This is a genomic window from Azospira sp. I13 (assembly GCF_003112695.1).
Taxonomy (GTDB): Bacteria; Pseudomonadota; Gammaproteobacteria; order Burkholderiales; family Rhodocyclaceae; genus Azospira.
Window position 1 is genome coordinate 140281 of record NZ_BFBP01000026.1, and the last position, 23458, is coordinate 163738.

Below are 23458 nucleotides of genomic sequence, written 5' to 3' on the forward strand. Positions count from 1 at the left end.
TTCGCCATGCCCGCCCATTTGCCCATTCCGCCCGCCAGCCTTGCCGGCCGCCCTGCCCTCAAGGCGCTGGCTGCTGCCCTCTGTCTTGCCTTGGCCTGGCCGGCCCTGGCCGCCGCGCCCAACAAGGTGGGCGATGTAAATCGCACCTGGCAGGCCATTTCCAACGAGCCGGGAAAACGCATCGAAATTGATCGGGCCAGCATCAAGAACGACGAATCCGGCAAGGTCTCGGCCTGGGGCCGTATCGTCCTGGAAAAAGACCTGCCCGACGCCCAGAGCGCCAGCACCTACCGCAGCATCGAGGCCCTGGGCCGCTACGACTGCAGCAACCGTACCTATGCCACCCTGAAGCGGGTCTACGTCAAGGCTTCCGGCGAAATCCTGCGGGAGGAAGAGGTCAAGGTAGCCGCCGACATGCCGGTGCGGGGCAATACCCTGGACGACAAGCTGTTGCGGGATGTTTGCCGTCCCACCACGGCGGCGGGGATGCGGGACCTGACCCAGGCGACGGTGAAGAAGGCCAATGCGGCGGCGGAAGACCTGAAGAAGGCCAACGACGCCATGGTGCAGAAGGCGGTACAGCGGGAGGCGGCCAAGCCGGCTCCCGCCGCCGCTGCCCCGGCCCCGGCGGAAAGCCTGGATCATCTGGAAATCCGCAAGCCTGCTCCTGCACCGGTGCCGGCCTACACGCCCCGTCCGGCGCCGGCCTATGCCGCTGCCCCGAGGCCGGCTTCCCGCCCGGCGAGCCGTCCCGTGCCCCAGCCCGAGAACGAGGCAGTGGAGCAGCATCGCCATATCCACTGGTCTTACGAAGGCGAGGCCGGCCCTGATTTCTGGGGCAAGCTGAAGGGGGATTTTGCCACCTGCGACAAGGGCCGGCGCCAGTCCCCCATCGACATCTACGACGGCATCCGGGTGGATCTCTCACCCATTGAATTCAATTACCGGCCGAGCCGCTTCCGCATCGTCGATAACGGCCACACCCTGCAGGCGGCCCTGGGCCACGGCAGCATCGTGCATCTGGGCAAAACCTATGAACTGGTGCAGATGCACTTCCACCGGCCTTCCGAAGAGCGGGTGAATGGCAAGGCCTTCGACATGGTGGCTCACCTGGTGCATCGTTCCGACGACGACCAGCTGGCCGTGGTGGCGGTGCTGCTGGAAAAGGGAGCCCAGGAAAACCCGGTGGTGCAGACCCTGTGGAACTACATTCCCCTGGAGAAGAACCAGGAGATCGTCCCGCCGGAGGCGGCCATTGATCTCAACCAGCTGCTGCCGGAAAAACGCGGCTATTACACCTACATGGGCTCCCTGACCACGCCGCCCTGCACCGAAGGGGTGCTGTGGCTGGTGATGCAGCAACCCGTGCAGGTGTCGCCCCAGCAGATCGGCATCTTCGCCCGGCTCTACCGCAACAACGCCCGCCCGGTGCAGCCGGCCAACGGCCGCCTGATTAAGGAATCCCGCTAGGCCAGCGGTGGGTCGTCGTCCCGGGGCAGGCTGAGATTGAAGGTGGCGCCGGGGGCGTCGATGCTTTCCGTCGGAGTCGGGGCCAGGGTGACGTCGCCACCGTGGCGGCGTATCAGGTCCCGGGCCAGGTGCAGGCCGAGCCCGGCACCAGATGTACGGTGGCCGCTGTCGCTGCGGTAGTACTTGTCGAAAATGCGCTCCCGGTCCCCCTCCCGCACGCCGGGGCCCCGGTCCTCCACCTGGATCAGGTGCATACCGGGCAGGGCGTCGGAGCGCAGGCGGATGGTGACCTGCTGGGCTTCCGGCGAGTACTTCAGGGCGTTATCCACCAGATTGGCCAGGGCCACGTCGAACAGGTGGCGGTCGCACATTACCCAGGCCGGGCCTGAGGGCAGCTCCAGGCGGATGCGCCGGGCCGATTGCAGGGCGCGCTCCCCGTAGCCCATGCGCAAAAACTCCACCAGATCCACCGCCTCCCGGCGCAAGGCCAGGTTGGGCGCCGCCAGGCGGTCTTCCGCCAGGCAATTTTCCAACAGGTTGTGCAGGCGGGCGACGGCCCGGCGAATCTTGCCCAGCCGGGGCGACAGCTCCGGCTCCCGCTGTTCCAGCACCAGGCCCAGGCGCTGGGCCGTGGTGTCGATGATGGCCAGGGGCGTGCGGAATTCGTGGGAGAGCATGGCGACGAACTGGCGCTGGGTGACCAGGGTCGAGCGTTCCGTCGCCAGGGCCTCCTGCAATTGCTCCTGCAGGGCGAAACGTTCGCAGACTTCTCGCTCCAGGTCTTCCGTGCGTCGGGCCACCCGCCGCTCCAGCTCCTGCTCGGCCTGGTGGGCCTGGTGCAGGGCCTGCTGCTGGGCCGCTTCCTTCTCCCGGCCGGCCAGCCAGGTGCGGCGGGCGATGAGGATCGGCAGCAGGGTCAGATGGATGAAGGCGCCGATTTCCTGGCTGTAATGGGTCAAGGGATTGGGTTGCAGCCAGTCATGGCGCACCAGGGCGGGAATGAGCAGGGCCGCCAGCCAGGGAACGAAGGCCAGCACATAGGCCCGCCGCTGTCGGTCCTTCCAGCCGAGGTAGAGGACCAGGGGAATGCCGGCGATACCGATGGCAAGCCGGCTGTCAGTGAGGAAGGTACCCAGGGGGCGCCAATCCATGACCAGGGAGAGGGGGCTGACCAGAACATGGGCGGCGACCAATAGTTGCAGGACCCGATGCACTTGGGGCTGATGCTCCGCCACGGCGAAGGTGCGGCCGAGGAACCAGAGCTGAACGGCCATCACCGGCCCGAAGACGAGGCCCGTCACCCGGTCGTTGAGACCCGCTGCTTCCGGATAGAGAAACTGGCTGCCGAAGCCGGCAATGAGCAGATGGATGCAGGTGCTGGCGGCGATGTTGGCGGCAAAGGCGAAGTACAGCGGTTCCCGCAGCCAGAAGTGGAAAGCCAGGCTGAAAGCCAGGAGCAGGGCCATGGCCCCCAGGTAAAGGCCATAAAAGCCGTAGTCCAGCGTGGTGAAATGGCGGAAGGCGGGCTCGCTCCACAAGGTGATGGTCGGAGCCAGCCGGCTGCTGCTGGCAATACGCAGATAGACCGGCTGGTTCGGGCTGAGGTCGTCGGGGATGGCGAAGGCGAACTGGCGATAGCCCCATTGCCGCGTGCTGAAGGGCAGGTGGTCACCGCCACGGTGTTCCTCGAAGGCATTTTTCCGGGGGAGAAAGAGGCTGAGGTCGTCGAGGGCCGACGGGCCAATGTTGAGCCAGCGTGTCGTTTCGGCGGAGGGGCTGGGATTCGGCGGCAGGCAGAAGCGCAGCCACAGAACCTGGGCAGAAAATCCGGCGCTGACCTGCCCATGCAGCGGCCGGAAGGTGAGGGCGCCGGTGGCCACCTCCACGATGTCGTGCCGACCTTCCGCATCCCAGGCCATGGCCATGGCGAAGGGAGCGCTGGTCTCGCCCAGGGGGCGCGGGCAACTGGCCCAGGCCTGGGCGGGAAAGAGGCTACTGCAGAACAGCAGCAGGGCCACCCAGCAAAGGTTCCAGCAGAGCGGCTGCCGCCAGGCGGAGGTATTTGCGGATGGCAAGGGGGAAGGCGGAAGGCGCAGGCGCATGGGAAATGCCGGGGCAAGCAAGGTAGTGTGAGGATTGGTGATTTCTGTCGCCCGATGGCTCCGCTATCATCTTTTATAGGAACGGCATTCTGCCATGAAGGCTTCTCCGTCTTCTTCCTCGAAACTCTCGGAATCTCCGGGAAAACACACGAAACTTCAGGGGTAGCAATCATGGATGCCGCGGTTAGACGGCTGGAAATCTGCGTCGTCGAAGACGAAGAGGATTTGCGCGAGGAAATAGTCGGTGCCTTGCAGGATGCAGGCTTCGGTGTCAGGGGATTCCCCGGCTCCCGGGAGTTGTATGCCTCCCTGCTGGCGACGCCCTGCAACATTGTCATTCTCGACATCGGCCTGCCGGGAGAGGATGGCTTTTCCATTGCCGAGCGTCTGCACGGCCTGGGTTCCATGGGCATCATCATGCTCACTGCCCGGGGCCAGACGGAAGATCGGGTACGGGCCCTGATGGGTGGGGCCGATGCCTATATGGTCAAGCCGGTGGACCTGCGGGAATTGCTCGCCGTCATCGGTAGTCTGGCCCGACGTATGCAGTTCGGCTCCGTGACCGAGAGCGGGGTCGCCGGGCAGGACAATGTCGCCCGGGCCTGGGCCATGTCGGCCGACGGCTGGACCCTGTTCGATCCCGAGGGCAATTCCATTCCCCTTACGTCCCAGGAGCGGGCCTTTCTGCAATGCCTGTGGCAGCGGGCCGGCGAGGCGGTTTCCCGGGAAGACCTGGCCGTGGCCATGGGCGGCGATCCCTACGAGTACGATTTTCACCGCCTCGACACCCTGGTCAGCCGCTTGCGCCGCAAGGCTGCCGACGCCGGCCTGGCCTTGCCGCTGCGCGCCGTGCGGGGCACCGGTTATCTCTTCCTGCCCGTTTCGGTACCTGTCTCCGAGCCTTTCCAGGAGCGCGCCTGAGCGCTTCCGCCGGATCTCCTCCGGTCTGTCGGCCACTTGGCCGCCCCGCCTGTTGCTGCCCTGCAGCCTCCCTCTCCCCTGTTTTTTCCCATCGCCGCCCTTACGGATTCCAACGTACTTAATTCATGCCGTGTGAGTATCGGTGAGTTTTCTTCAGCCTTTCACAGGCCCGGTGCGTGAGTCTCGCTGGCGAACTCCCTAGTATGACCATCGCCTACCCAGGTCGGGCAGGCTGCCGTCCTCTGACCCACCGGTTTTGCGCTCTGCCGCCCGGGGGCGCCGGGAGCGGATCAGGTCAACCGGAGAACCCGTACTGCCATGAAGAAGACTACGCCCCGCTTTCGTCCTGCCAGTCGTGCCGTCGCGCTCGAGCCCCGCATCCTCTTTGACGGCGCCGCGGCCGTCGCCACGACCGAGCATCTGAACGATGGGGCTCCGGCCGAACGGCCCGCTGCTGAGCGTCAGGCGGAGCGGCCCCAGGAAGCGGGTGGCGTATCCCAGCCGGGTGCCGGCGGTACCCTGGTCATCATCGATGCGCGGGTGGCCGGCTACCAGCAACTGCTGGCCGGCTTGCCGGCCAACGTCACCGTGCGCGTGGTGGGGGCAGGTGAATCCGGTTTGTCGGTGATCGGCGAGGCCCTGGCCGGCGGTCAGACCTTTTCCGCAGTCCACCTCATCAGCCACGGCAGTGCCGGTAGCCTGAGCCTGGGTCGGGACACCCTCAACAGCGCCACCCTGGCCAGCTACGGGGCCCAGTTCCAGGCCTGGGGTGCCCAGCTGACGGCCGATGCCGACATCCTGCTCTACGGTTGCGATATCGGCGCAGGCGAAAAGGGCCGGGCCTTCCTGCAGCAGATGGCCTCCCTGACCGGGGCCGATGTAGCTGCTTCCAGCGATGCCACCGGTGCCGCCAGCCTGGGCGGCAATTGGCGCCTGGAGACCCGCACCGGTGTCATCGAGGCCGGCATCATCCTCGCCCAGTCGGCCCAGGATGCCTACGAACATCTGCTGGCGGCCCCGACCATAGCCGACGCGGTGGAAACGGTACGAGCGGTCAACGAAGACAGTTCCCTTGCCATTACCGGCATCACCATTGCTGACAGCGACGGCAACAACCAGACCGTCACCCTGAGCACCGCCAACGGGCGCCTGACCCTGGCCTCCACCCTGGGCCTCACTGGCCTGAGCGGCAACGGCACCGGCACGGTGACCTTCACCGGCTCCCTGGCTGACATCAATGCCGCCATCAACGGCCTCATTTACCAGGGCAATACGGATTTTTACGGCAATACCAGCCTGAGCATCAGCACCAACGACGGAAGCAGCACCACCAGCCAGACGGTGACGTTGTCGGTGACCGCGGTCAATGACGTGCCGACGCTCAGCGGCACCACGCCGGCCCTCACGGTGGGCGAAGGCCAGCAGGGCAGCTTCAGCGCCGCGACGCCCCTGGGTATCGGCTTTACCCAGAGCAACCTGGGCCTCACCGATGTGGATAACCTCCAGGCCCAGGTCATCCTCAAGGTTACCGGTCTGGCCAGCCGGGGCGTGTTGCTGCTGGATGGCGCCGAGCTGGCCCTGGGCTCCACCTTTTCCATCGCCGACATCAACAAGCTGGTCTACAAGCACAACGGCGATCAGGTCCTCAGCAACACGCTGGACACCTTCCGCCTGACCATCGACGATGGCGCCGGCGGGGTGCTGACTGACCGGGCCTTTCAGGTCCAGATAACCCCGGTTAACCAGCTGCCTACGGTGACCGGCGCGGTGCGCGTGATTGAAGGCGAAACCGCAGTCAATCTCTTCGCCAACGGTAACCTGCCCACCATCGGCACTCCCCGGGGCGCCATCACCATCGGCGACCCGGATCAGGCCGGCGGTGTTTCCCACACCTATACCCTGGGCAGCCTGCCGACCCGCGGTACCCTGTACTACAACGGCGTTGCCATCACCGCCGGCAACATGGCCAGCATCGTCATCACCAACCCGGCTCTGTTGACCTACAGCCACAACGGTTCCGAGCCCCGGGTCACCGGGTATCAGGACACCTTCATTCTCAAGGTGACGGATGATGGCGGCGGCACCGGCGTGCCCGGCACCACGAACCAGACCATTACCCTGGATATCATCGATAACAACGATGACCCGGTTCTGGTGCATAGCATCACCCAGCGACTGGTGGAGGATCACGGTGGTGCCCCAAGCTTCGTGGTGACCCCAGCCATGCTGCAGGTGAGCGACAGCGATTCCTTCGATTCCAGCCTCGCCTACACCCTGACGGCGGTGCCTGACATCATGCTGGGCTATTTCACCCGGGGCGGGTCCCTGCTGGTGGTGGGCTCCATCTTTACCCAGCAGGACATCATCGATGGCAAGGTGGTGTATCACGTCACCAACTACAATCCCTTCCAGCGTCTCGATACCATCGAATTCACCGTCAAGGATGGTGGCATTCGTCTGTATCCGACGGAGCGTAACGGTGGCATCTACGATGCCGGCACCGACAATCTCTCCAAGCTCTCCTTCAGTGTGGTGGTACCGGCCAGCGCGGGCTCACCGGGCTCTCCCCCCAGCCTGCCCAGCCCCATCGACATGCCCACGGTCGGGGGTGACCATCGTTTCACCCTGAATGAAGCCGGTAGCTATACCCTGCAAGGCAGCGATTTGCTGGCCAGCGACGGTACCACCCTGCCCAGCGGGCTCACCTATCGCCTCAACACCCTGCCCAGCAACGGCACCTTCTTCCTGAATGGCGTTGCGCTCAACAAGTTCGGTTCCTTCACCCAACAGGATATCGACGACGGCAAGGTGACCTTCCAGCATTCCGGTGCCGAGGACTTCACCGCCGACTTCCAGTTCACCGTGTCCAACGGCAAGCTGGAAACCGCCGCCATCACCTTCTACATCACCGCCACGCCGCAGAACGACACCCCCACGGCCACGGTGGGCGACCGGGTGTTCCTGGCGGAAGGCGGCAACATCGCCATCAATGGCAGCCACATCACCCTGGCGGACAGCGATGCGGTGGCCGACTCGGCGGCGGTCGGTACCGGCAACTTTGAAAGCACCGGTATTGGCTACGCCAATACCAATACCTTGAGTTTTGTCCTCACGGCCAAGCCGACCCATGGCTATCTTTCCCTGGATGGCGGCGCCACCCATCTCGCCAACGGCGCAGTAGTGACGGCGGCACAACTGTCCGCCGGGCAACTGAAGTACTACCACGATGGTTCGGAAAACTACGACGACGGGTTCACCCTGACGCCGGTGGATGACCAGGGCGTCGCGGTCACCGCCGGCACCAATCAGTCCAGTACCGGCTCGGCTCTGTACGTCCCCATCGTCATTTCTCCCCTCAACGATGCACCGGTCTTCGTCAGCAAGAACCAGCTCATAACCGGGGAAGCCGGGCCCGTCGCTCAGGGCGGCAGCGCCGTCATCGGTGGGTCCACCGGCTACGACAATACCCGCGGCGTCCTCGGGGCCGGCAGTTCCACTGGCGCCGCCGCCGGTGCACACCTCATCTTTAAGGACGACGACAACACCACCATCCAGCGCCAGTACCGTATCACCACGGCCACGGCCCACGGCCAGTTGCTGTTGAACGGCATTGCCCTGGGGGTGAACTCCGTCTTCACCCAGGACGATCTGGACAAGGGCCGCATCACCTACAAGCACGACGGCAGCGAAGATACCCTCAGCGACAAATTCTCCTACGTGGTCAGCGATGGCGACTTTTCGGCTAATGATGGCCAGTCCTTCGCCCAGGGGACGGCGACCACGTCGTCGGATTTTCTGATTGAAATCCGGCCGGCCAACAACAAGCCCGGCGTGAGCGCCCCGGGGTCTCTGGATGTGGTGGCCAGCGGTACCACGCCAGTGGCGATACCCGGCATTTCCGTCAGCGATCCGGATCTGGCTGTCGTCATCGCCGGCAAGGAAGAGAACTTCCTGCGGGTGGAGGTCCAGGTGCTGGATAGCGGTAACAACCCGGTGGCCGGTGCCGCCCTGAGCTATACCGCCACCGATCCCAGCGGCAGCCGGGCCTACGTCAGCGGCAAGGGAGTGGCGGGGGCCACCCTGGTCCTGCAAGGTACCCGGGAACAGGTCAACGCCGCCCTGGCCACCCTGACTGTGGCCTTCTCTTCCGATGAGGACAGCAGCACCGAGAAGATCCGCGTCATCGTGGACGACCGCCTCTACACATCCGCCGGTGCGCTGGATAGCGGCGCTAGCGGAGGGGCCAACGGCGGTGTCGGTACTACCGAGAATGCCGATGGCAGCACCATCAATGCCACCAACAACCGGGTCACCAAGGACATCACCCTGGTGGTTTCCAACCTCAACGACACGCCGCTCATCACCAACGTCAGCAACTACAGTGTCAATGAGGATGCCAGCCTGACCTTGAGCGGCTTCACGCTCAGCGATGCTGACAGCTTCGACAAGAACGTCACCGTCCGAGTGGAGCTGTACACCGATGCCGGCCGGACTTCCCTGGCCAATGCCAGCACCCAGGGCGCCCTGACCACCGGGGCCCTCACCGGCGTCACCGCCAGCGGCAGCGGCAGCGGCAGTAACACCATCACCCTGAGCGGTTCCATGGCCGACGTGCAGGCCGCCCTCAATGCCCTCAAGTTCCAGGGTGCTACGGATTACAACGGTGCCGGAGTCGGCGACATCCATTTCTATCTGCGCACCACCTTTACCGATTTCGGCCATGCCGACGTGCCGGCCGGCCGTAGCGTCACGGTGGACAACGACATCACCCTCAAGCCGGTGAACGACAAGCCGGTGTTGACCGTGCCCGGCAACAAAACCTTGAACAGCGGTACCTACCTGGACATCACCAGCGGCTTCAACGTCCAGGACAACAAGGACATCAACCAGGGCGCCACGGATTACATCGAGGTCACCATTGCTGCCAAGGATGGCAGCACGCCTTACGGCACCATTAGCATCCAGACTCCCGGCAGTGCTTTGGTGACTGGTGACGGCACTGATACGGTGGTGGTCAAAGGCACCAATGCGGATGTCAAAAGCGCCCTCAATAGCCTGCGTTACACCCCGACCAACCCCAACGTGGACAAGGTGGTGACCTTCACTGTGGTTGCCGATGATCGTTCCTCCGGTGTCGGCAACGGCAAGGAAGGCAGCGGCGTCGACGGCAACAACACCGACACCAAGACCTTCACCGTGACCATCTCCGGCACCAACGATGCGCCGGTGGTCACCGCTCCAGCCTCCGTCAGCATTGCGGAGGACAGCAGCGCCAACACCATTGCCGGCATCTCCTATGCCGACAGTGACGACTTTGGCGGTGTGCAGCGCATCACCCTGAGCGTGGTCCACGGCACCGTGGACCTCAGCACCCGTACCGGCCTGACCGTGATCACGGGTGCCTATGGCAGTGCCACGGTGACGGTGGAAGGCACCAAGGCCAATCTCAACGCCGCCTTGGCGAGCCTCAAGTACACCCCCACGGCTAACTACCACGGCGGTGACATCTTGACCGTGACGGCCGACGACCAGGGCCTGGTGGGTAGCGGCGGTACCAAGACTGACACCCGGACCGTGGCCCTGACCGTGACTCCGGTGAATGATCGCCCCACGGCCAGTACCGACGTGACTCTGCCGGCGGTGATGGAAGATGCGGCCAACCCCGCAGGTTCCACCCTGTCTTCCCTCGTCTTCGGCTATAGCGACGCCACGGATAACCAGACCGCCAGCAGCGGCGGTGATACCGCCACGGCTTTCAGTTACATCGCCATCGTCGGCAATGCCGCCACTGCTGCCCAGGGAACCTGGCAGATTTCCGATGGAGCCGGCGGCTGGATCAGCGTGCCCACGAGCGGTCTGGCCACCACCAGCGCCCTGGTCTTCAGTGCCGACCGGCAGGTGCGCTTCGTTCCCAGCGCCGATTTCAACGGCACCCCGGGCAAGCTCACCGTACGCCTGGCCGATGCCTCGGTGGACCTGAGCAGCAAGCTCAGCACCTCGGCGGCCACCAAATTTGATATCACCCAGGCTGCCAACGGTGGCACCACCCAGACCGGCGCCTGGAACAGTGCCGACCGCACCATCGGTACCAGCGTCACGGCGGTGAACGATGCCCCCACCCGGGGTGCCCTGCCGACCGCCGTCCAGGTGGACGAGGACGCGACCAATCCCGCAGGAGCCACTGTTTCCAGCCTCTTCGGCAGCACCTTCAGCGATGCTCGGGATACGGTGAGCGGCGGCTCCTCCGCCGATACTTTCGCCGGCATCGCCATCACCGGCGTGACCAGCGACAAGGGCGTCTGGGAATACTGGAATGCCGGTAGCGGCACGTGGGTCGCTGTGCCGGCTGACGTGGCTGAAGGCAATGCCTTCGTGCTGAAGACCACCGACCAGTTGCGTTTCCGTTCCACGACGGCGGATTACAACGGCACCCCCAGCGATGCCCTGACGGCACGTCTGATCGACAGCTCCGCCGGCACGCCGACTTCCGGCAGCCGTCCCGACCTCTCCGGCACCCATTCCGGCGGCACCACGGCCTATAGCGATGCGGCCAATGCGGTGACCCTGGGGGCCGTGGTGCGGCCCATCAACGATGCCCCGGTGCTCACCGGTACCTCCACCAACCCCACCTACACCGAGGGCGGCAGTGCCGTGGCCCTGATCCAGAGCGGTGGTACCAGCGATGTGGATCTACCGGGCAGCGTTACTTTCGGCGGCGGCACCCTGACCGTCACTTTGGACAACTATCGCGCCGGCGACGTCCTCAGCCTGGCCGGCAGCCCCACCGGTGTGGCCAGCGTCAGCGGCGGTAACGGCGCCGCCCTGGTCATCACCCTCAACACCGCCGCCACGCCGGCCACCCTGGGCGCCATACTCGAGGCCCTGCGCTTCAGCAGCACCAGCGATGACCCGACCCTGCTCAAGAGCGGCAGCCCCGATAGCGACCGGGTCTTCTCCATCCGCCTCAACGACGGCAACAACGTCAACGGCGCCAGCAACGCCGGCGGCCCGGCCAGCCTGGATTCCAACCTCCTCACCGGCACCATCAGCATCGTCGCCGTCAATGATCCCCCGGTGGCAGTGAATGACACCCATGCCGTGACCGAAGATTCCGGTGTGCCGGCCAGCGGCAATGTCATCACCGGCGCCGGTTCACCCAACACCACGGCCGACAGCGACCCGGACAACCTGCCGGCGGATCTCAGTGTTTCCGGCATCCGCAGTGGCAGCGAAGCCGCCGGCGGCGCCATGGGCGCAGTGGCGGCGGGCACCAGCAGCGCCACCGGCACCACCGTCACCGGCCTCTACGGCACGCTGAAGATCGGTGCCGACGGCAGCTATACCTATACCCTCAACGACGCCAACCCGACGGTCAATGCCCTGACGGCGGGCCAGACCCTGAGCGACGTATTCACCTACACCCTGAGGGACCCGGGTAACGCCACGGATACCGCCCAGCTGACCATCACCATCCACGGCAGCACCGACGCCGGCAGCCTGCAGATCGAGGCTGTGGATGGCAATGGCGCCGTGGGCGGTCAGGCCACGGTTTACGAAAAGGGCCTGGGCAAGAGCGGCGACAGCAGCGAGACCACCACCGGCACCCTGCGGGTGACGGCACCCGACGGCATCGCCAAGGTCAGCATCGGCGGCACCGAGTTCACCATCGCCCAGCTGGCCGGTTTCGCCACCACGCCCTCCAGCCCCATCGATACCGGTGAAGGCTGGCTCACCGTGACCGGCCTGACCGTGGTCAGCGGCGCTGCCTCGGCCCCGACGGAAGCGCGCGTCAGCTACAGCTACACCCTGAAGGGCGGCGTCAGCCAGCCGGGCGCCAGCGACAGCACCGATGGCGTGGCCCTGGTGGTCACCGATGCCAGCGTGGCCGCCAACACCGCCAGCGGCACCCTCACCGTGACCATCGTGGATGATGTGCCCCTGGCCGCCAATGATGCCTTCACGGTTTCCCGCAACACGCCCTTGAGCGGCAGCCTGACGGGCAACGACAGCCTCTCCGCCGATACGCCCCACACCTGGGCCAAGGCCACCGATCCAGCCCATGGCTCCGTGGTGGTCCATGCCGACGGCACCTTCACCTATACCCCGACCGCCAACTACAACGGGCCGGATAGCTTTACCTACACCATCACCGATGCCGATGGCGACGTTTCTACCGCCACCGTCACCCTGACGGTGGACGATGTGCCAGTGGCGGTGAACGATGCCTTCAGCACCGCCGAAGACACGCCCCTGAACGGTTCCCTGAAGGGCAACGACACGCCCTCCGGCGACGGCGGCAACGTCTGGAGCAAGGCCAGCGATCCGGCCCACGGCACCGTGGTGGTGAACCCGGATGGCACTTTCACCTACACGCCCCACGCCAACTACCACGGCAGTGACAGCTTCACCTACACCCTCACCGATATCGATGGTGACGTGTCCACGGCCACCGTCACCCTCACCATCAGCCCGGTGAACGATGTGCCGGTGGCGGTGAGCGACAGCGTCAGCACCACCGAGGACACCCCGGTGAGTGGTTCCCTGAAGGGCAACGACACGCCTTCCGGCGACGGCGGCAACATCTGGAGCAAGGCCAGCGATCCGGCCCACGGCACCGTGGTGGTGAACCCGGATGGCACTTTCACCTATACGCCCCACGCCGATTACCACGGCAGCGACAGCTTCACCTACACCATTACCGATGCCGACGGCGACGTGTCCACGGCCACCGTCACCATCACGGTGGCGCCGGCCAACGATCCCCCGGTGGCGGTGGATGACCGGGGCCACTCCCCGGATGGCAGCCCGGTGGTCATCCCCGTGCTGCGCAACGATAGCGATGTGGACGGTGATGCGCCCCTCACCGTCACCCATGTGGCCGGCCAGCCGGTGGTGCCGGGCCGCCCGGTCTCCGTCCCCGGTGGCAGCGTGACCCTCAACGGCAATGGCACCCTGACCTTCACGCCAGCCCCCGGCACCCAGGGCGAAGTGCGCTTCACCTACCAGATCAGCGATGGCAATGGCGGCACCGCCGCCGCCCAGGTCGTGGTGACGGTGGTGCCGGCGCCGACAGTCAAGGTGCCGGACGCGCCGTCTTCCACCAGCACCCCCTCCCTGCATGTGAACCGGGTGGTAGAAAACGACCAGGCCCGGGAACCCAGCGTCTTCTTTGACGGCTCTTCCTTCGACAAGGTGCTGCGCCTGCCCATCCCCTTCCACCCGGTGGTGTATGTGAACCGGGAGGTGGTGAATGTGCAGAACGAGCGCATGGCCAGCGACCCCCTGGGCTTCAGCAACCCCGGCCTGGTGGGTGCGGGCACGGTGCAGAGCGCCTCCATCGGCGGCAACCTGGGCTTCGACCCCAACCTCTTCGTCATGGCGGCGGTCCGCGCTTCCCAGGCCCACGGCGAGCTGCTCGGCAACATCGTCGATGGCCGTCTGGTCCGGGTGTCCCTGGCCAGCGACCGGGCCATTCCGACGCCGGACCTGTTCGATCCCCAGGCCATCCAGTTGCCCGCCAGCCTGGCTGCCGTCAGGAATCTGCCCCCGGACAATCTGGCCGAGCTGCCGCCCGGGGCGGTGAAAGAGACGCCTGAAGGGGCGCCGGCCGCCGCTTCCCGCGAGGCGGCCTTGCAGGAAAAGCCCGGCAAGCCGTCGTCTACCCGGGGTGCCGTGGCCCCGCGGGCTGCACCTTCCTTCTCCGAACAACTGCGCAGCGCCGGCGGCCGTCCTGCCACTGCCGGCCGTGCCGCCCTGCGCGCGCCGTCTGCCACCTGATGCCCTTTTTGCCAAATCTCCGACTGTTGCCCATGACTGCCCAACCGACCCCGCTTCTCGCCCGTCCCCGCCTCAAACCCCTGCGCCTGGCGGTGCTTTCCTGCCTGCCCCTGTTCCTGGGGGCCTGCGGCACCCTGGCTCCGGTGGCCTATACCCCGGATGAAATCCACGAGCGGGCCACCCAGGACCGCCAGCAGATGTACGCCGACCAGGAACCGGTGACGGCCCCCATCACTTTCCACGAAGCGTCCGCCCGGGCCCTCAAGTACAACCTGGACTACAAGCTGAAGGTCATGGAGAACGCCCTGTCCACCAGCCTGCTGGACGTGGCGAACTACGAAATGCTGCCCCGCCTGGTGGCCGGCGCCGGCTATGTCTCCCGCAACAATGATTCCGGCGGCCGTTCCATCGGCATCGAGGATCGGCTGGAAAGTCTGCGTCCCTCCACCTCCCAGGAGCGGGACCGCACCCTGGCTAACCTCACCTTCTCCTGGAACGTGCTGGACTTCGGCGTCTCCTACTATCGGGCGCAGCAGAAGGCCGACCAGGTGCTGATGGCCGAGGAGCGCCGGCGCAAGGTCATCCAGAATGTCCTGCAGGACGTGCGCAACAGCTACTGGCGCGCCCTCGGGGCCCAGAAACTGCTGGGCCGGGTGGATAGCCTGCTGGCCCGGGTGAAGAAGGCCCTGGAGTCGGCCAAGAAGGTGGAGCGCGAGGGCCTCATGCCCCAGCCCCAGGTGCTGGCCTACCAGCGGGCCCTGCTCGATGCGGTGAACCTGCTCACCCTGCGCCGCCAGGATCTCGAACTGGCCCGCGCCGAGCTGACCGCCCTGATGTCCATTCCTCCCGGCACCGACTACACCCTGGCCGGCGAGAACGAAGTGGCCCTGCCGCCCCTGCCCGGCAACGTGCAGCACCTGGAGCACCTGGCCCTGGAGAACCGGCCGGAGATCATGGAAGAGTGGTATCGCAAGCGGGTCACCGAGAACGACCTGAAGGCCGCCAAGGTGCTGCTTTGGCCCAACCTGAGCATCGATGCCGGCCCCCAGTACGACTCCAACAAGTACAACTACAACAGCAGCTGGGTGGATGTGGGGGTACGGGTCTCCTGGAACATCCTCAAACTGGCCCAGGGGCCGGCTCTGGAGCGGGCCCACGAGCATCAGAACAAGACCGATGACATGCGCCGCATGGCCCTTTCCATGGCCGTGCTGACCCAGGTGCGGGTCGGCCTGCAGCGCTATGGCCTGGCCCTCTCCGAACTGGAATTCGCCGACGAGAGCCTGCGGGTGGACCGCCGCCTGCTGAGCTTCGCCCAGGCCGCTGCCAAGACCCAGTTCGACTCCGAGCTGGAAGTGATCCGCGCCGAGGCCCGGGCCATCCTGGCCGAATACCAGCGCTACGCCACCTACTCCAATGCCCAGGCGGCCTGGGGCCGGCTCTACAACTCCGTCGGCCTGGACGTGCTGCCCTCTGCCGTGGATAGCCACGACGTCAAGACCCTGGCCAAGGCCATGGAAGAAACCATGGGCACCTGGCAGAGCACCGTCTTCAAGCCCGTGGCGGCCAAGTAAGCGGGGCGGCGGTCGAACCATGTCCTGCAAGCGCTTCGCTTCCTACCTCATGGCCGCCGGCCTGGCCTGCAATGGCCTGGCCCAGGCCCAGACAACCGCCGCCACGGCGGCTCCTGCCACGGCATCCGCTGCCGGCGCTGCACCGGTCAGCGCTGCGCCGCCTGCTCCCGCCAAAGCCCCGGTGGCTGACCCGGCGGCCATCCGCGTACTGCTCAGCCCCGATCTGGAAACCACCCTGGTTTCCCAGATGGTGGGCCGGGTCGCCAGCCTGCAGGCCAGCCTCGGGGCCCGGGTCAGCAAGGGCAAGGCGGTGCTCTCCTTCGATTGCGGCGAATCCGGCGCCCGCCTGCAGATGGCCCAGGCCGAACAGGATTCGGCCCGCGAAAGCCTCGAGGTGAAGCAGCGCCTGCGCAAGCTGGAAGCGGCCGGTGACATGGAAGTGTCCCTCGCCGAATCGGCGGTTAACAAGGCGCGGGCGGCGGTGGCCCTGGCCCGTGCCCAGCTTTCCCAATGCACCGTGGTGGCACCGTTCAACGGCCGCATCGTCAAGGTCTATGTGAAGCCCCACCAGGGCGTGAACGTGGGGGCGCCCCTGCTCGAGATGGTCAGCGACGGCCCCCTCAAGCTGCGCCTCAACGCGCCCTCCCGCCTGCTGCGCAGTCTCAAGGTCGGCACCCCCTTCGAGGTGGATATCGACGAGACCGGCCGCAGCTACCCGGCCAAGGTCACGGCCATCAACGCCCGGGTTGACGCGGTGGCCCAGACCATCGAGCTGGAGGCCCGCATCAATGGCGATCACCAGGAACTCCTGGCCGGGATGAGTGGTATCGCACGCTTCAAAACCGCCCCCTGATGGCCGCCGAGGAACTGACGCCGGCGACGCCGGTGGATGCTGCCCTGGCGCCCCTCGTCGCCTGGCTGGAGTCCCGGGCTCGGGCCGCGGGCAGCGTCGCCGAGCTGGCCTTCTCCATGGCCAACGACACCTATAGCCTGCTGCCCTTCCGGCAGGCGCTGGTGTTTTCCGGCAACGGGCAGCTGCAGGCCGTTTCCGGCCTGGCCAAACCCACGGAAGACAGCCCCTACCTGGTCTGGCTGCGGCGCAGCTGGCCCTGGCTGGCGGAAAGGCTGGCGGCCCGGCCGGGCTGGCTGGAGCTGGCCGACGGGGCGGCGGAGGCGCCGCCGGAGGTGGTCGGAGGCTGGCATGAATGGTGGCCCCGGGGCGTGTTCGCCCTGCCGCTGCTGCGTCGTGACGGGTCTCCCCTGGGCTGGCTGTGCCTGCTCCTGGACGAGCCGCCGGAACCGCGCCTGGTGCCCGCCCTGCTGCAACTGACGCAAAGCTGGAACTACTGCTGGGAGGCCATGGCCGGCCGACCCCGGCCCGGCCTCAAGGACCGCTGGCAGGCCCTCAGCCTGAAGCAGCGGCGTCTCATCGGCATCGGCCTGGCCGTCTTCTTCCTGCTGCCGGTGCGCCAGACCTCCCTGGCCCCGGCGGAAGTGGTGGCGCGGGACGCGATGGCGGTGACGGCCCCCATCGACGGGGTGGTGAAGACCGTCCATGTCCGCCCCAACCAGCCGGTTAAGGCCGGCGACATCCTCTTTTCCCTGGACGACACCACCCTGCGCAACCGCCTGGCGGTGGCCGGAAAATCCGTGGCCGTGGCTGATGCGGAACTGATGGCGGCGACCCAGAAGGCCTTCGACAGCGTGCAGAGCAAGGGCGACCTGGCCCTGCTGGGCGGCCGGGCCCAGGAACGCCGGGCCGAGCTGGCCGCCGTGCAGGCCCAACTCAGCCGGGTGGACGTGCCGGCGCCCCATGACGGCGTCGCCGTCTTTGGCGATCCGGACGACTGGCTGGGCCGCCCGGTCAGTACCGGCGAGCGCCTCATGCTGCTGGCGGACCCGGCCAAGCCCGGGGTGCTCATCCACCTGCCCGTGGCCAATGCAGTGGCCCTGGAGACCGGTGCCGCGGTGAAGCTCTTCCTCACTGTGCTGCCCCTCTCGCCCATGTCCGGCACGCTGACGGAAACCAGCTACCAGGCCATGCTCTCCCCCGATGGCGTGGCCAGCTACCGGCTGCGTGCCACCTTCGACGGCAAGGAAGAGGAGGCCCGCATCGGCCTGCGGGGCACGGCCAAGATCTACGGCGGCTGGGTCTGCCTGGGCTACTACCTGCTACGCCGGCCCCTGGCCACCCTGCGCGAATGGAGCGGCTGGTGAGTGCAGCCGCCGCCCAGGCCGACGAGGCATCGCAGCCCCTGCCGCCCCTGCGGGAAGACCTGCGCCTGCACGAATCGGCGCCGGATCGGGATGGCGCCCCGGCCTGGGCCATCCAGGACCCGGTGACCAACCGTTTCTACCGCATCGGCTGGTTCGAGTTCGAATGCCTGCTGCGCTGGCCCGGTACCCCGGCGGAGATTGCCGCCGATATTGAACGCACTACGCCCATGGCCGTTGATGCGGCCCAGGTGGAGGAGTTCGCCCGTTTCCTGGAGCAGCACCAGCTGCTGCGGCCCTCTGCCGAAGGCATGCAGCGCCTGCTGGCCCAGGCGTCCCAGCCCGGCTGGCGGCACTGGCGCTGGTGGCTGCACCATTATCTGTTCATCCGCGTGCCTCTGGTGCGCCCGGAGCGCCTGCTGGCCCGCCTGCTGCCCTGGGTGCAGCCGCTCTTTTCCCCCGCGGCCCTATGGGCGCTGCTGCTGGCCAGCGGCCTCGGGCTGATCCTGGTGGCTCGCCAGTGGGATGAATTCACCCACGGGGTGATGGATATCCTCACCCCCGCCGGCATCGGCGGCTTTCTCCTGGCCCTGGCCATTTCCAAGACGCTGCACGAGCTGGGCCATGCCCTGGTGGCGACCCGCCTGGGGGTGCGGGTGGCCCATATGGGCGTGGCCTTCGTGGTGCTCTGGCCCATGTTGTACACCGATACCAGCGAATCCTGGCGCCTGCGCAGCCATCGCCAGCGCCTCGCCATCTCGGCTGCCGGCGTGGCGGTGGAGCTGGCCCTGGCCGGCCTGGCGACCCTGCTCTGGGCCCTGCTGGAGGACGGCCCCCTGCGCCAGGCCATGCTCTACCTGGCGACCACCGGCTGGGCCTTGTCCCTGGCCCTCAATGCCAGCCCCTTCATGCGCTTCGACGGCTACTTCATCCTTTCCGACCTGCTGGACTTTCCCAATCTCCACGAGCGGGCCGGCGCCCTGGCCCGAGCCTGGCTGCGCCGTACCCTGCTGGGCTTGGCCGAGCCGGACCCGGAGGCGCTGCCGGAGCGCACCCGCCGGGCTCTGGTGGCTTTCGCATTGGTGACCTGGGGGTATCGGCTGGTGGTCTTCCTCTCCATTGCCCTGGCGGTCTACGTCTTCTTCTTCAAGATTCTCGGCATCTTCCTGCTGGGGGTGGAAGTGGTGTGGTTCATCCTGCGCCCCATCTGGTCAGAAGTCTCCGTCTGGCGCCGCCGCTGGGATGAAGTGCGAGCCAACCGCCGGCGCCTCTGGCGCAACCTGGGCCTGGCGGGTCTGGGCCTGTTGCTGATGCCCTGGGCCTTCGACGTGCGGGCGCCCGGGGTGGCCCATCCCGAGCGGCTACAGGTGGTCTATGGCCCCTTCCCGGCGCGCCTGGCGGCAGTGCACGGGCCCGGGCCGGTGGCGGCCGGCACGGTGCTGGCCCGCTTCGAGGCACCGGATTTGCAGGTGCGGGAGGGGCGCTCCAGCGCTGCCATCCACGCCCTGGAGCAGCGCCTGGCCGGCTTGCCGGCGGAGGAGGGCGGCCTGGCCCAACAGCAGGTGACGACGGAGCGCCTGCGGGAACAGCTGGCCGAAGCCCAGGCGGTGCGGGAGGAAGTGGAGCGTTTGCAGGTGGGCGCCGAGTTCGAGGGCGTCTGGCAGGATGTGGATCCCGCCCTGCAGCCGGGCGTCTGGGTCGGCGTGCGGGAGCCCCTGGGGGTGTTGGCGGACCCGCGCCGCTGGGTGGTGGATGCCTACGTGGAGCAGCGCCAGGTGGCCCGGGTGTTGCCCGGGGCCGCGGCCAGCTTTCGGCCGGAGCAGCACCTGCTCGCCATCAACGCCCGGGTGCTGGCGGTGGACCCGGCCCGCAGCCAGCGCCTCGGCCACGCCATGCTGGATGCCCGCCACGGCGGCGCCGTCGCCACCCAGAGCGGCAGCCGGGAAGCGCTGCCGGTGGAGGCCCTCTACCGGGTGCGCCTGCTCCTGGACGAACCTTTGCCCGCCTTGCGGGAAACCCGGGGCAGTGCGGTCATCGAAGGCACCCGCCAGAGCCTGGCCTGGGAAGGTATCAAGCGCGTCCTGGCCGTAGTGATCCGGGAGAGCGGTTTTTAGGGGCGCCGCCGCAAGTAGTATCGGCGGCACGGGCGGCACTCGTGGGTGGTATTGGCGGCAATGGTAGAGGTGGGGACAGGGCGCTTGGCGCCCGTCCTTGCCATTCCTCCCGTCGGGCTGCGCCCACTCCGGCAGGTCATTGCCGACCCCGGCGCTGATTGTTGCCTGCCGCCCGGGGGGCGATGCCGGGATTCAGAGGCTGGCTTCTTCCGACACCAGAATGACTTCGTGAGCCCATTGCAGGGCCTGGAACATGGCGTCGTTGAGTTCCGACGGGGCCAGGCCCTGTTCCGTCCCACCGTGCTGGATGGCTTCGGCGTCGTTGCTTTCGCAGATCGCCGCCAGATGCAGGATGGCCGCCAGGGGGCCCTGGCGTTCCAGCAAGGCCTGGCGCACTTCTTCCGGCAGCTGGATGTCCTTCAGCAGGCTGTCCAGGGGGGCCCCCAGCAGCTGGTCGAGCAGGGAGAGCAGGCCGGTGAGGAAGGCGTTGTCCGCATCCTTGGGCACCAGGCGCTCCATGAAGGCGCCCCGCACCAGGGCCTGTTCCATCAACACCCACTCGCGGTAGCCGGGGTTCTTGACGTGCAGCAGGAGCACCGAGAGCCAGCGGTAGAGCTTCTCCCGGCCCAGGATGACCACTGCCTGGTCGATGGAGTCGACGTGGCAGACCAGGCCCATGGCGGGGGAGTTGATGTAGCGCAGGAGCTTGAAGGTGAGCACCGGGTCCTGGCGCAGGTCCAGGGCCAGTTCCCGGGGTTCGGCGCCCTGGCGCAGGCGGTTGAGGATCAGGGCCACCTGCACCCGGTTGAGGGCCTGGCCCGGCTGGCGCCAGGCTTCCCGGGCGTTGATGAAGCTGCCGTGGAAGTAGTCGAAGCCCCGGTCGAAGCAGAAGCGGAAATCCTCGTAGCTTTCCAGCATCCGCGCTACCAGGCGGGGGCGTTGCTCCGGGTCCATGCTCTTCAGGTCCTGGGCCAGGGCCTGCAGGGAGTCCGGGGTGCTGGCGGGGAAATCCACCCGCAGGAAATCCGCGACCTCCAGCAGATTGGCCGGCCCCGGGGCCTCCATGTTCCAGGCGATGCGGTAGCCGGCGGCCTTGAGTTGGGCCAGGCGCTCGCCCAGGGCGGCCAGGTCCACCGGCAGGCCCGGCGGTACGGTGATGGCGAGGACCAGGTTGTCGGCCGGCAGGCGGGCCAGTTCCGGGCTGCCCAGGGCGGCGGGGCTGACATCCATGAAGGCCAGGCGCTGGCCCAGCAGGGTGTCGATGCGGATGGCCGCCAGGTTGCGGATGAGGGCCTCGTCATAGACCTTGCGGATCAGCTCCCGCTTGTCCCGCAGGCGGGATTGCAGGCGCTGGGGCAGGGTGAATTCGTAGCCGGCCACCCGCTCGTCGCGCCCCAGCACCGCCTCGCGGCAGATGAAGGCATTTTCCTGGGGTTCCGGGCCGCCCCGGGGATCGTCCTGAAGCGGCGCCAGGTCGTTGAGGCGCGCGAAGGTCTCCTGTTCCGGTTGGGCCGGCTCGGCGGGCGGCGGGCTGAAAAGGGAAAAGAGGCGTTGCAGCAGCGTCACGGCGGCTCCTGGGCTGGCTAATGACAATGGATTTGGCGATTCTAGCCCACGCAGTACCCCGGCCGCATCCGCCGTGCTTCACCGAGGTTGTGCATAACTCACCAAGCCTGCCAGGCAGCGGGGAGGCGCCTCATTGCTGCACCGGCTCGCCGGCAGCGGGACGGCACGGGCGGGCGTTGGCCAAAAGTCGGCCCGCAGCCCGCCGGCGATAGGGCAGGGGCGGCGGCCCGGGTCTTTGGTGCCGTGTCAGCTTCGGCCCAGGGCTTGGCCGAGGAAGCGCTCCAGGCGCGGGTCCTGGGTGTAGCCGACGTTGAAGCGGATCCACGGTGAGGCCTGCAGCTGGGGGCGGAAGATGTGCCCCGGGGCCAGCATGATGTCGGCCACCGAGGCCTGGGTGGCCAGGCGCGCCGCGTCCTCCAGGCCCGGTGCCCGGGCCCAGACGAACATGCCGCCGGCCGGTTCGGCGTAGGCCTCCATGCCCACCCGTTCCAGCAGGCGCAGGGTCTTGTCTGTCGCCTCCCGCAGGCGGCCGTGGATGCGCTCCAGGTACTTGCGGTAGTGGCCGGCGGTGAGCATTTCGTAGACCAGCTGTTCCGCCACTTCCGAGGTGGAGACGCAACTGACGATCTTGACGTCGGTGAGGGCCGCCATCAGGTCCGGCCGGCCGGCGACGAAGCCCACCCGCAGATTGGCCGAGAGGGTCTTGGAGAAGCTGCCGACGTAAACCACCCGCTGCAGCTGGTCCAGGGTGGACAGGCGGGTGGCGCCGCCGGGGTGGAAGTCGCCGTAGGTGTCGTCCTCCACCAGCAGGAAATCGTGCTTCTCCGCCAGTTGCAGGATGCGGAAGGCGTTGGCCGGCGAGAGATTGCAGGCGGTGGGATTCTGCAGCACCGAATGGGTGAAGAAGGCCCGGGGCTGGTGCTCCGCCAGCAGGGATTCCAGGGCCTGGGGATCGGGGCCGTCCTGGCCCCAGGGCACGCCCACCAGCTGCACCCCGTGCAGGCGCAGGTTGGCGAACAGGTTCCAGTAGCCCGGGTCATCCACGAAGACGCAGTCGCCGGGCTTGAGCAGCAGGCGGATGAGCAGGTCCAGGCCCTGGGTGGCGCCGTGGCTGAGCATGATCTGCCCGGGCTGGGCGGCGATGCCCAGGTCCGCCAGCTTGAGCCGCACCTGTTCCCGCAGGGGGGCGAAGCCCAGGGGCGTGCCGTAGCAGGTCAGCTTGACCTCGTCGCGCCGGGCCAGGGCCCGCAGCTGGCGCCGCACCCCTTCCTGGTCGTGCCATTCCGGCGGCAGCCAGCCCACGCCCACCTTGAGCCGATTGGGCGAATCCTCCAGGCTCTGGTGCAGCACCCCGGCGTTGTCGAAGGCCCGGGCCACCTGGCCGGCCACCGGCTCCGCCGCGGCCTGGGGCAGGCTGCGGGCCTCGACGTAGAAACCGGAGCCGCGACGGGACTTGAGCAGGCCCTGGGCCACCAGCCGGTCGTAGGCCTCCACCACGGTGAAGCGGCTGACGCCGTGGTTGTCGGCGAAGTGGCGGATGGGCGGCAGGCGCATGCCGGGGCGCAGCAGCCGGTCCTCGATGCGGGCCCGGACGCCGGCCACGATCTGGTCCACCAGGGGCTGGGGGGAATCGGGATTGAGGGAAAGGTTCAGCATCTGTTCGCTCCTGGGGCGGGATTGGCCCGGTGGTTTTACCGGAACAGTGTTGCAGTCAGATCGG

The 23458-nt window shown here is 67.2% G+C and carries 10 protein-coding genes; 7 read left to right on the forward strand and 3 right to left on the reverse strand.

What is annotated here, in order from left to right:
- Window positions 1-6: 6 nt before the first annotated feature.
- Window positions 7-1470: a carbonic anhydrase gene (locus tag AZSI13_RS17035; protein WP_109042386.1), complete on the forward strand. Its 1464-nt coding sequence runs from the start codon at window positions 7-9 to the stop codon at window positions 1468-1470.
- Here AZSI13_RS17035 and AZSI13_RS17040 read toward each other — a convergent pair.
- Window positions 1467-3488 (reverse strand): sensor histidine kinase, encoded by a 2022-nt coding sequence (locus AZSI13_RS17040; protein WP_165833611.1) that lies wholly within the window; start codon window positions 3486-3488, stop codon window positions 1467-1469. The genes AZSI13_RS17035 and AZSI13_RS17040 overlap by 4 nt on opposite strands.
- A gap of 255 nt (window positions 3489-3743) precedes the next feature.
- On the opposite strand from AZSI13_RS17040, the gene AZSI13_RS17665 reads away from it, so the two are divergent.
- From AZSI13_RS17665 to AZSI13_RS17070, 6 genes are all read left to right on the forward strand, one after another.
- Entirely contained in the window at window positions 3744-4493 is a 750-nt protein-coding gene (locus tag AZSI13_RS17665) for a response regulator transcription factor (RefSeq protein WP_165833613.1), read from the forward strand.
- A 318-nt stretch (window positions 4494-4811) separates the two neighbouring features.
- Window positions 4812-14270, forward strand: coding sequence for an Ig-like domain-containing protein (locus tag AZSI13_RS17050; RefSeq protein WP_109042388.1), 9459 nt, complete (start codon window positions 4812-4814; stop codon window positions 14268-14270).
- Window positions 14271-14302: 32 nt separating this feature from the next.
- Window positions 14303-15844, forward strand: a complete 1542-nt coding sequence (locus tag AZSI13_RS17055; protein WP_109042389.1) for a TolC family protein — start codon at window positions 14303-14305, stop codon at window positions 15842-15844.
- Between the two features lie 19 nt (window positions 15845-15863).
- Window positions 15864-16697, forward strand: a complete 834-nt coding sequence (locus tag AZSI13_RS17060) for an efflux RND transporter periplasmic adaptor subunit (protein ID WP_109042390.1) — start codon at window positions 15864-15866, stop codon at window positions 16695-16697.
- Window positions 16697-18061: an efflux RND transporter periplasmic adaptor subunit gene (locus AZSI13_RS17065; RefSeq protein ID WP_109042391.1), complete on the forward strand. Its 1365-nt coding sequence runs from the start codon at window positions 16697-16699 to the stop codon at window positions 18059-18061. The genes AZSI13_RS17060 and AZSI13_RS17065 overlap by 1 nt, the downstream gene beginning before the upstream one ends.
- Window positions 18058-20172 carry a site-2 protease family protein gene (locus tag AZSI13_RS17070; protein ID WP_201262428.1) on the forward strand — a complete coding sequence of 705 codons (2115 nt, stop codon included), beginning with the start codon at window positions 18058-18060 and terminating at the stop codon, window positions 20170-20172. The genes AZSI13_RS17065 and AZSI13_RS17070 overlap by 4 nt, the downstream gene beginning before the upstream one ends.
- 192 nt (window positions 20173-20364) lie before the next feature.
- Here AZSI13_RS17070 and AZSI13_RS18265 read toward each other — a convergent pair whose 3' ends face one another.
- Window positions 20365-21738: an EAL and HDOD domain-containing protein gene (locus AZSI13_RS18265; protein ID WP_109042393.1), complete on the reverse strand. Its 1374-nt coding sequence runs from the start codon at window positions 21736-21738 to the stop codon at window positions 20365-20367.
- A 246-nt stretch (window positions 21739-21984) separates the two neighbouring features.
- Window positions 21985-23394: a PLP-dependent aminotransferase family protein gene (locus AZSI13_RS17080; protein WP_109042394.1), complete on the reverse strand. Its 1410-nt coding sequence runs from the start codon at window positions 23392-23394 to the stop codon at window positions 21985-21987.
- Between the last annotated feature and the right edge of the window lie 64 nt (window positions 23395-23458).

Bases quoted from the DNA above. Each gene is read 5' to 3' on its own strand.
- AZSI13_RS17665 (WP_165833613.1), top strand. From the start codon at position 3,744: ATGGATGCCGCGGTTAGACGGCTGGAAATCTGCGTCGTCGAAGACGAA.
- AZSI13_RS17060 (WP_109042390.1), top strand. From the start codon at position 15,864: ATGTCCTGCAAGCGCTTCGCTTCCTACCTCATGGCCGCCGGCCTGGCC.
- AZSI13_RS17080 (WP_109042394.1), bottom strand. From the start codon at position 23,394: ATGCTGAACCTTTCCCTCAATCCCGATTCCCCCCAGCCCCTGGTGGAC.
- AZSI13_RS17065 (WP_109042391.1), top strand. From the start codon at position 16,697: ATGGCCGCCGAGGAACTGACGCCGGCGACGCCGGTGGATGCTGCCCTG.
- AZSI13_RS17035 (WP_109042386.1), top strand. From the start codon at position 7: ATGCCCGCCCATTTGCCCATTCCGCCCGCCAGCCTTGCCGGCCGCCCT.
- AZSI13_RS17050 (WP_109042388.1), top strand. From the start codon at position 4,812: ATGAAGAAGACTACGCCCCGCTTTCGTCCTGCCAGTCGTGCCGTCGCG.
- AZSI13_RS17055 (WP_109042389.1), top strand. From the start codon at position 14,303: ATGACTGCCCAACCGACCCCGCTTCTCGCCCGTCCCCGCCTCAAACCC.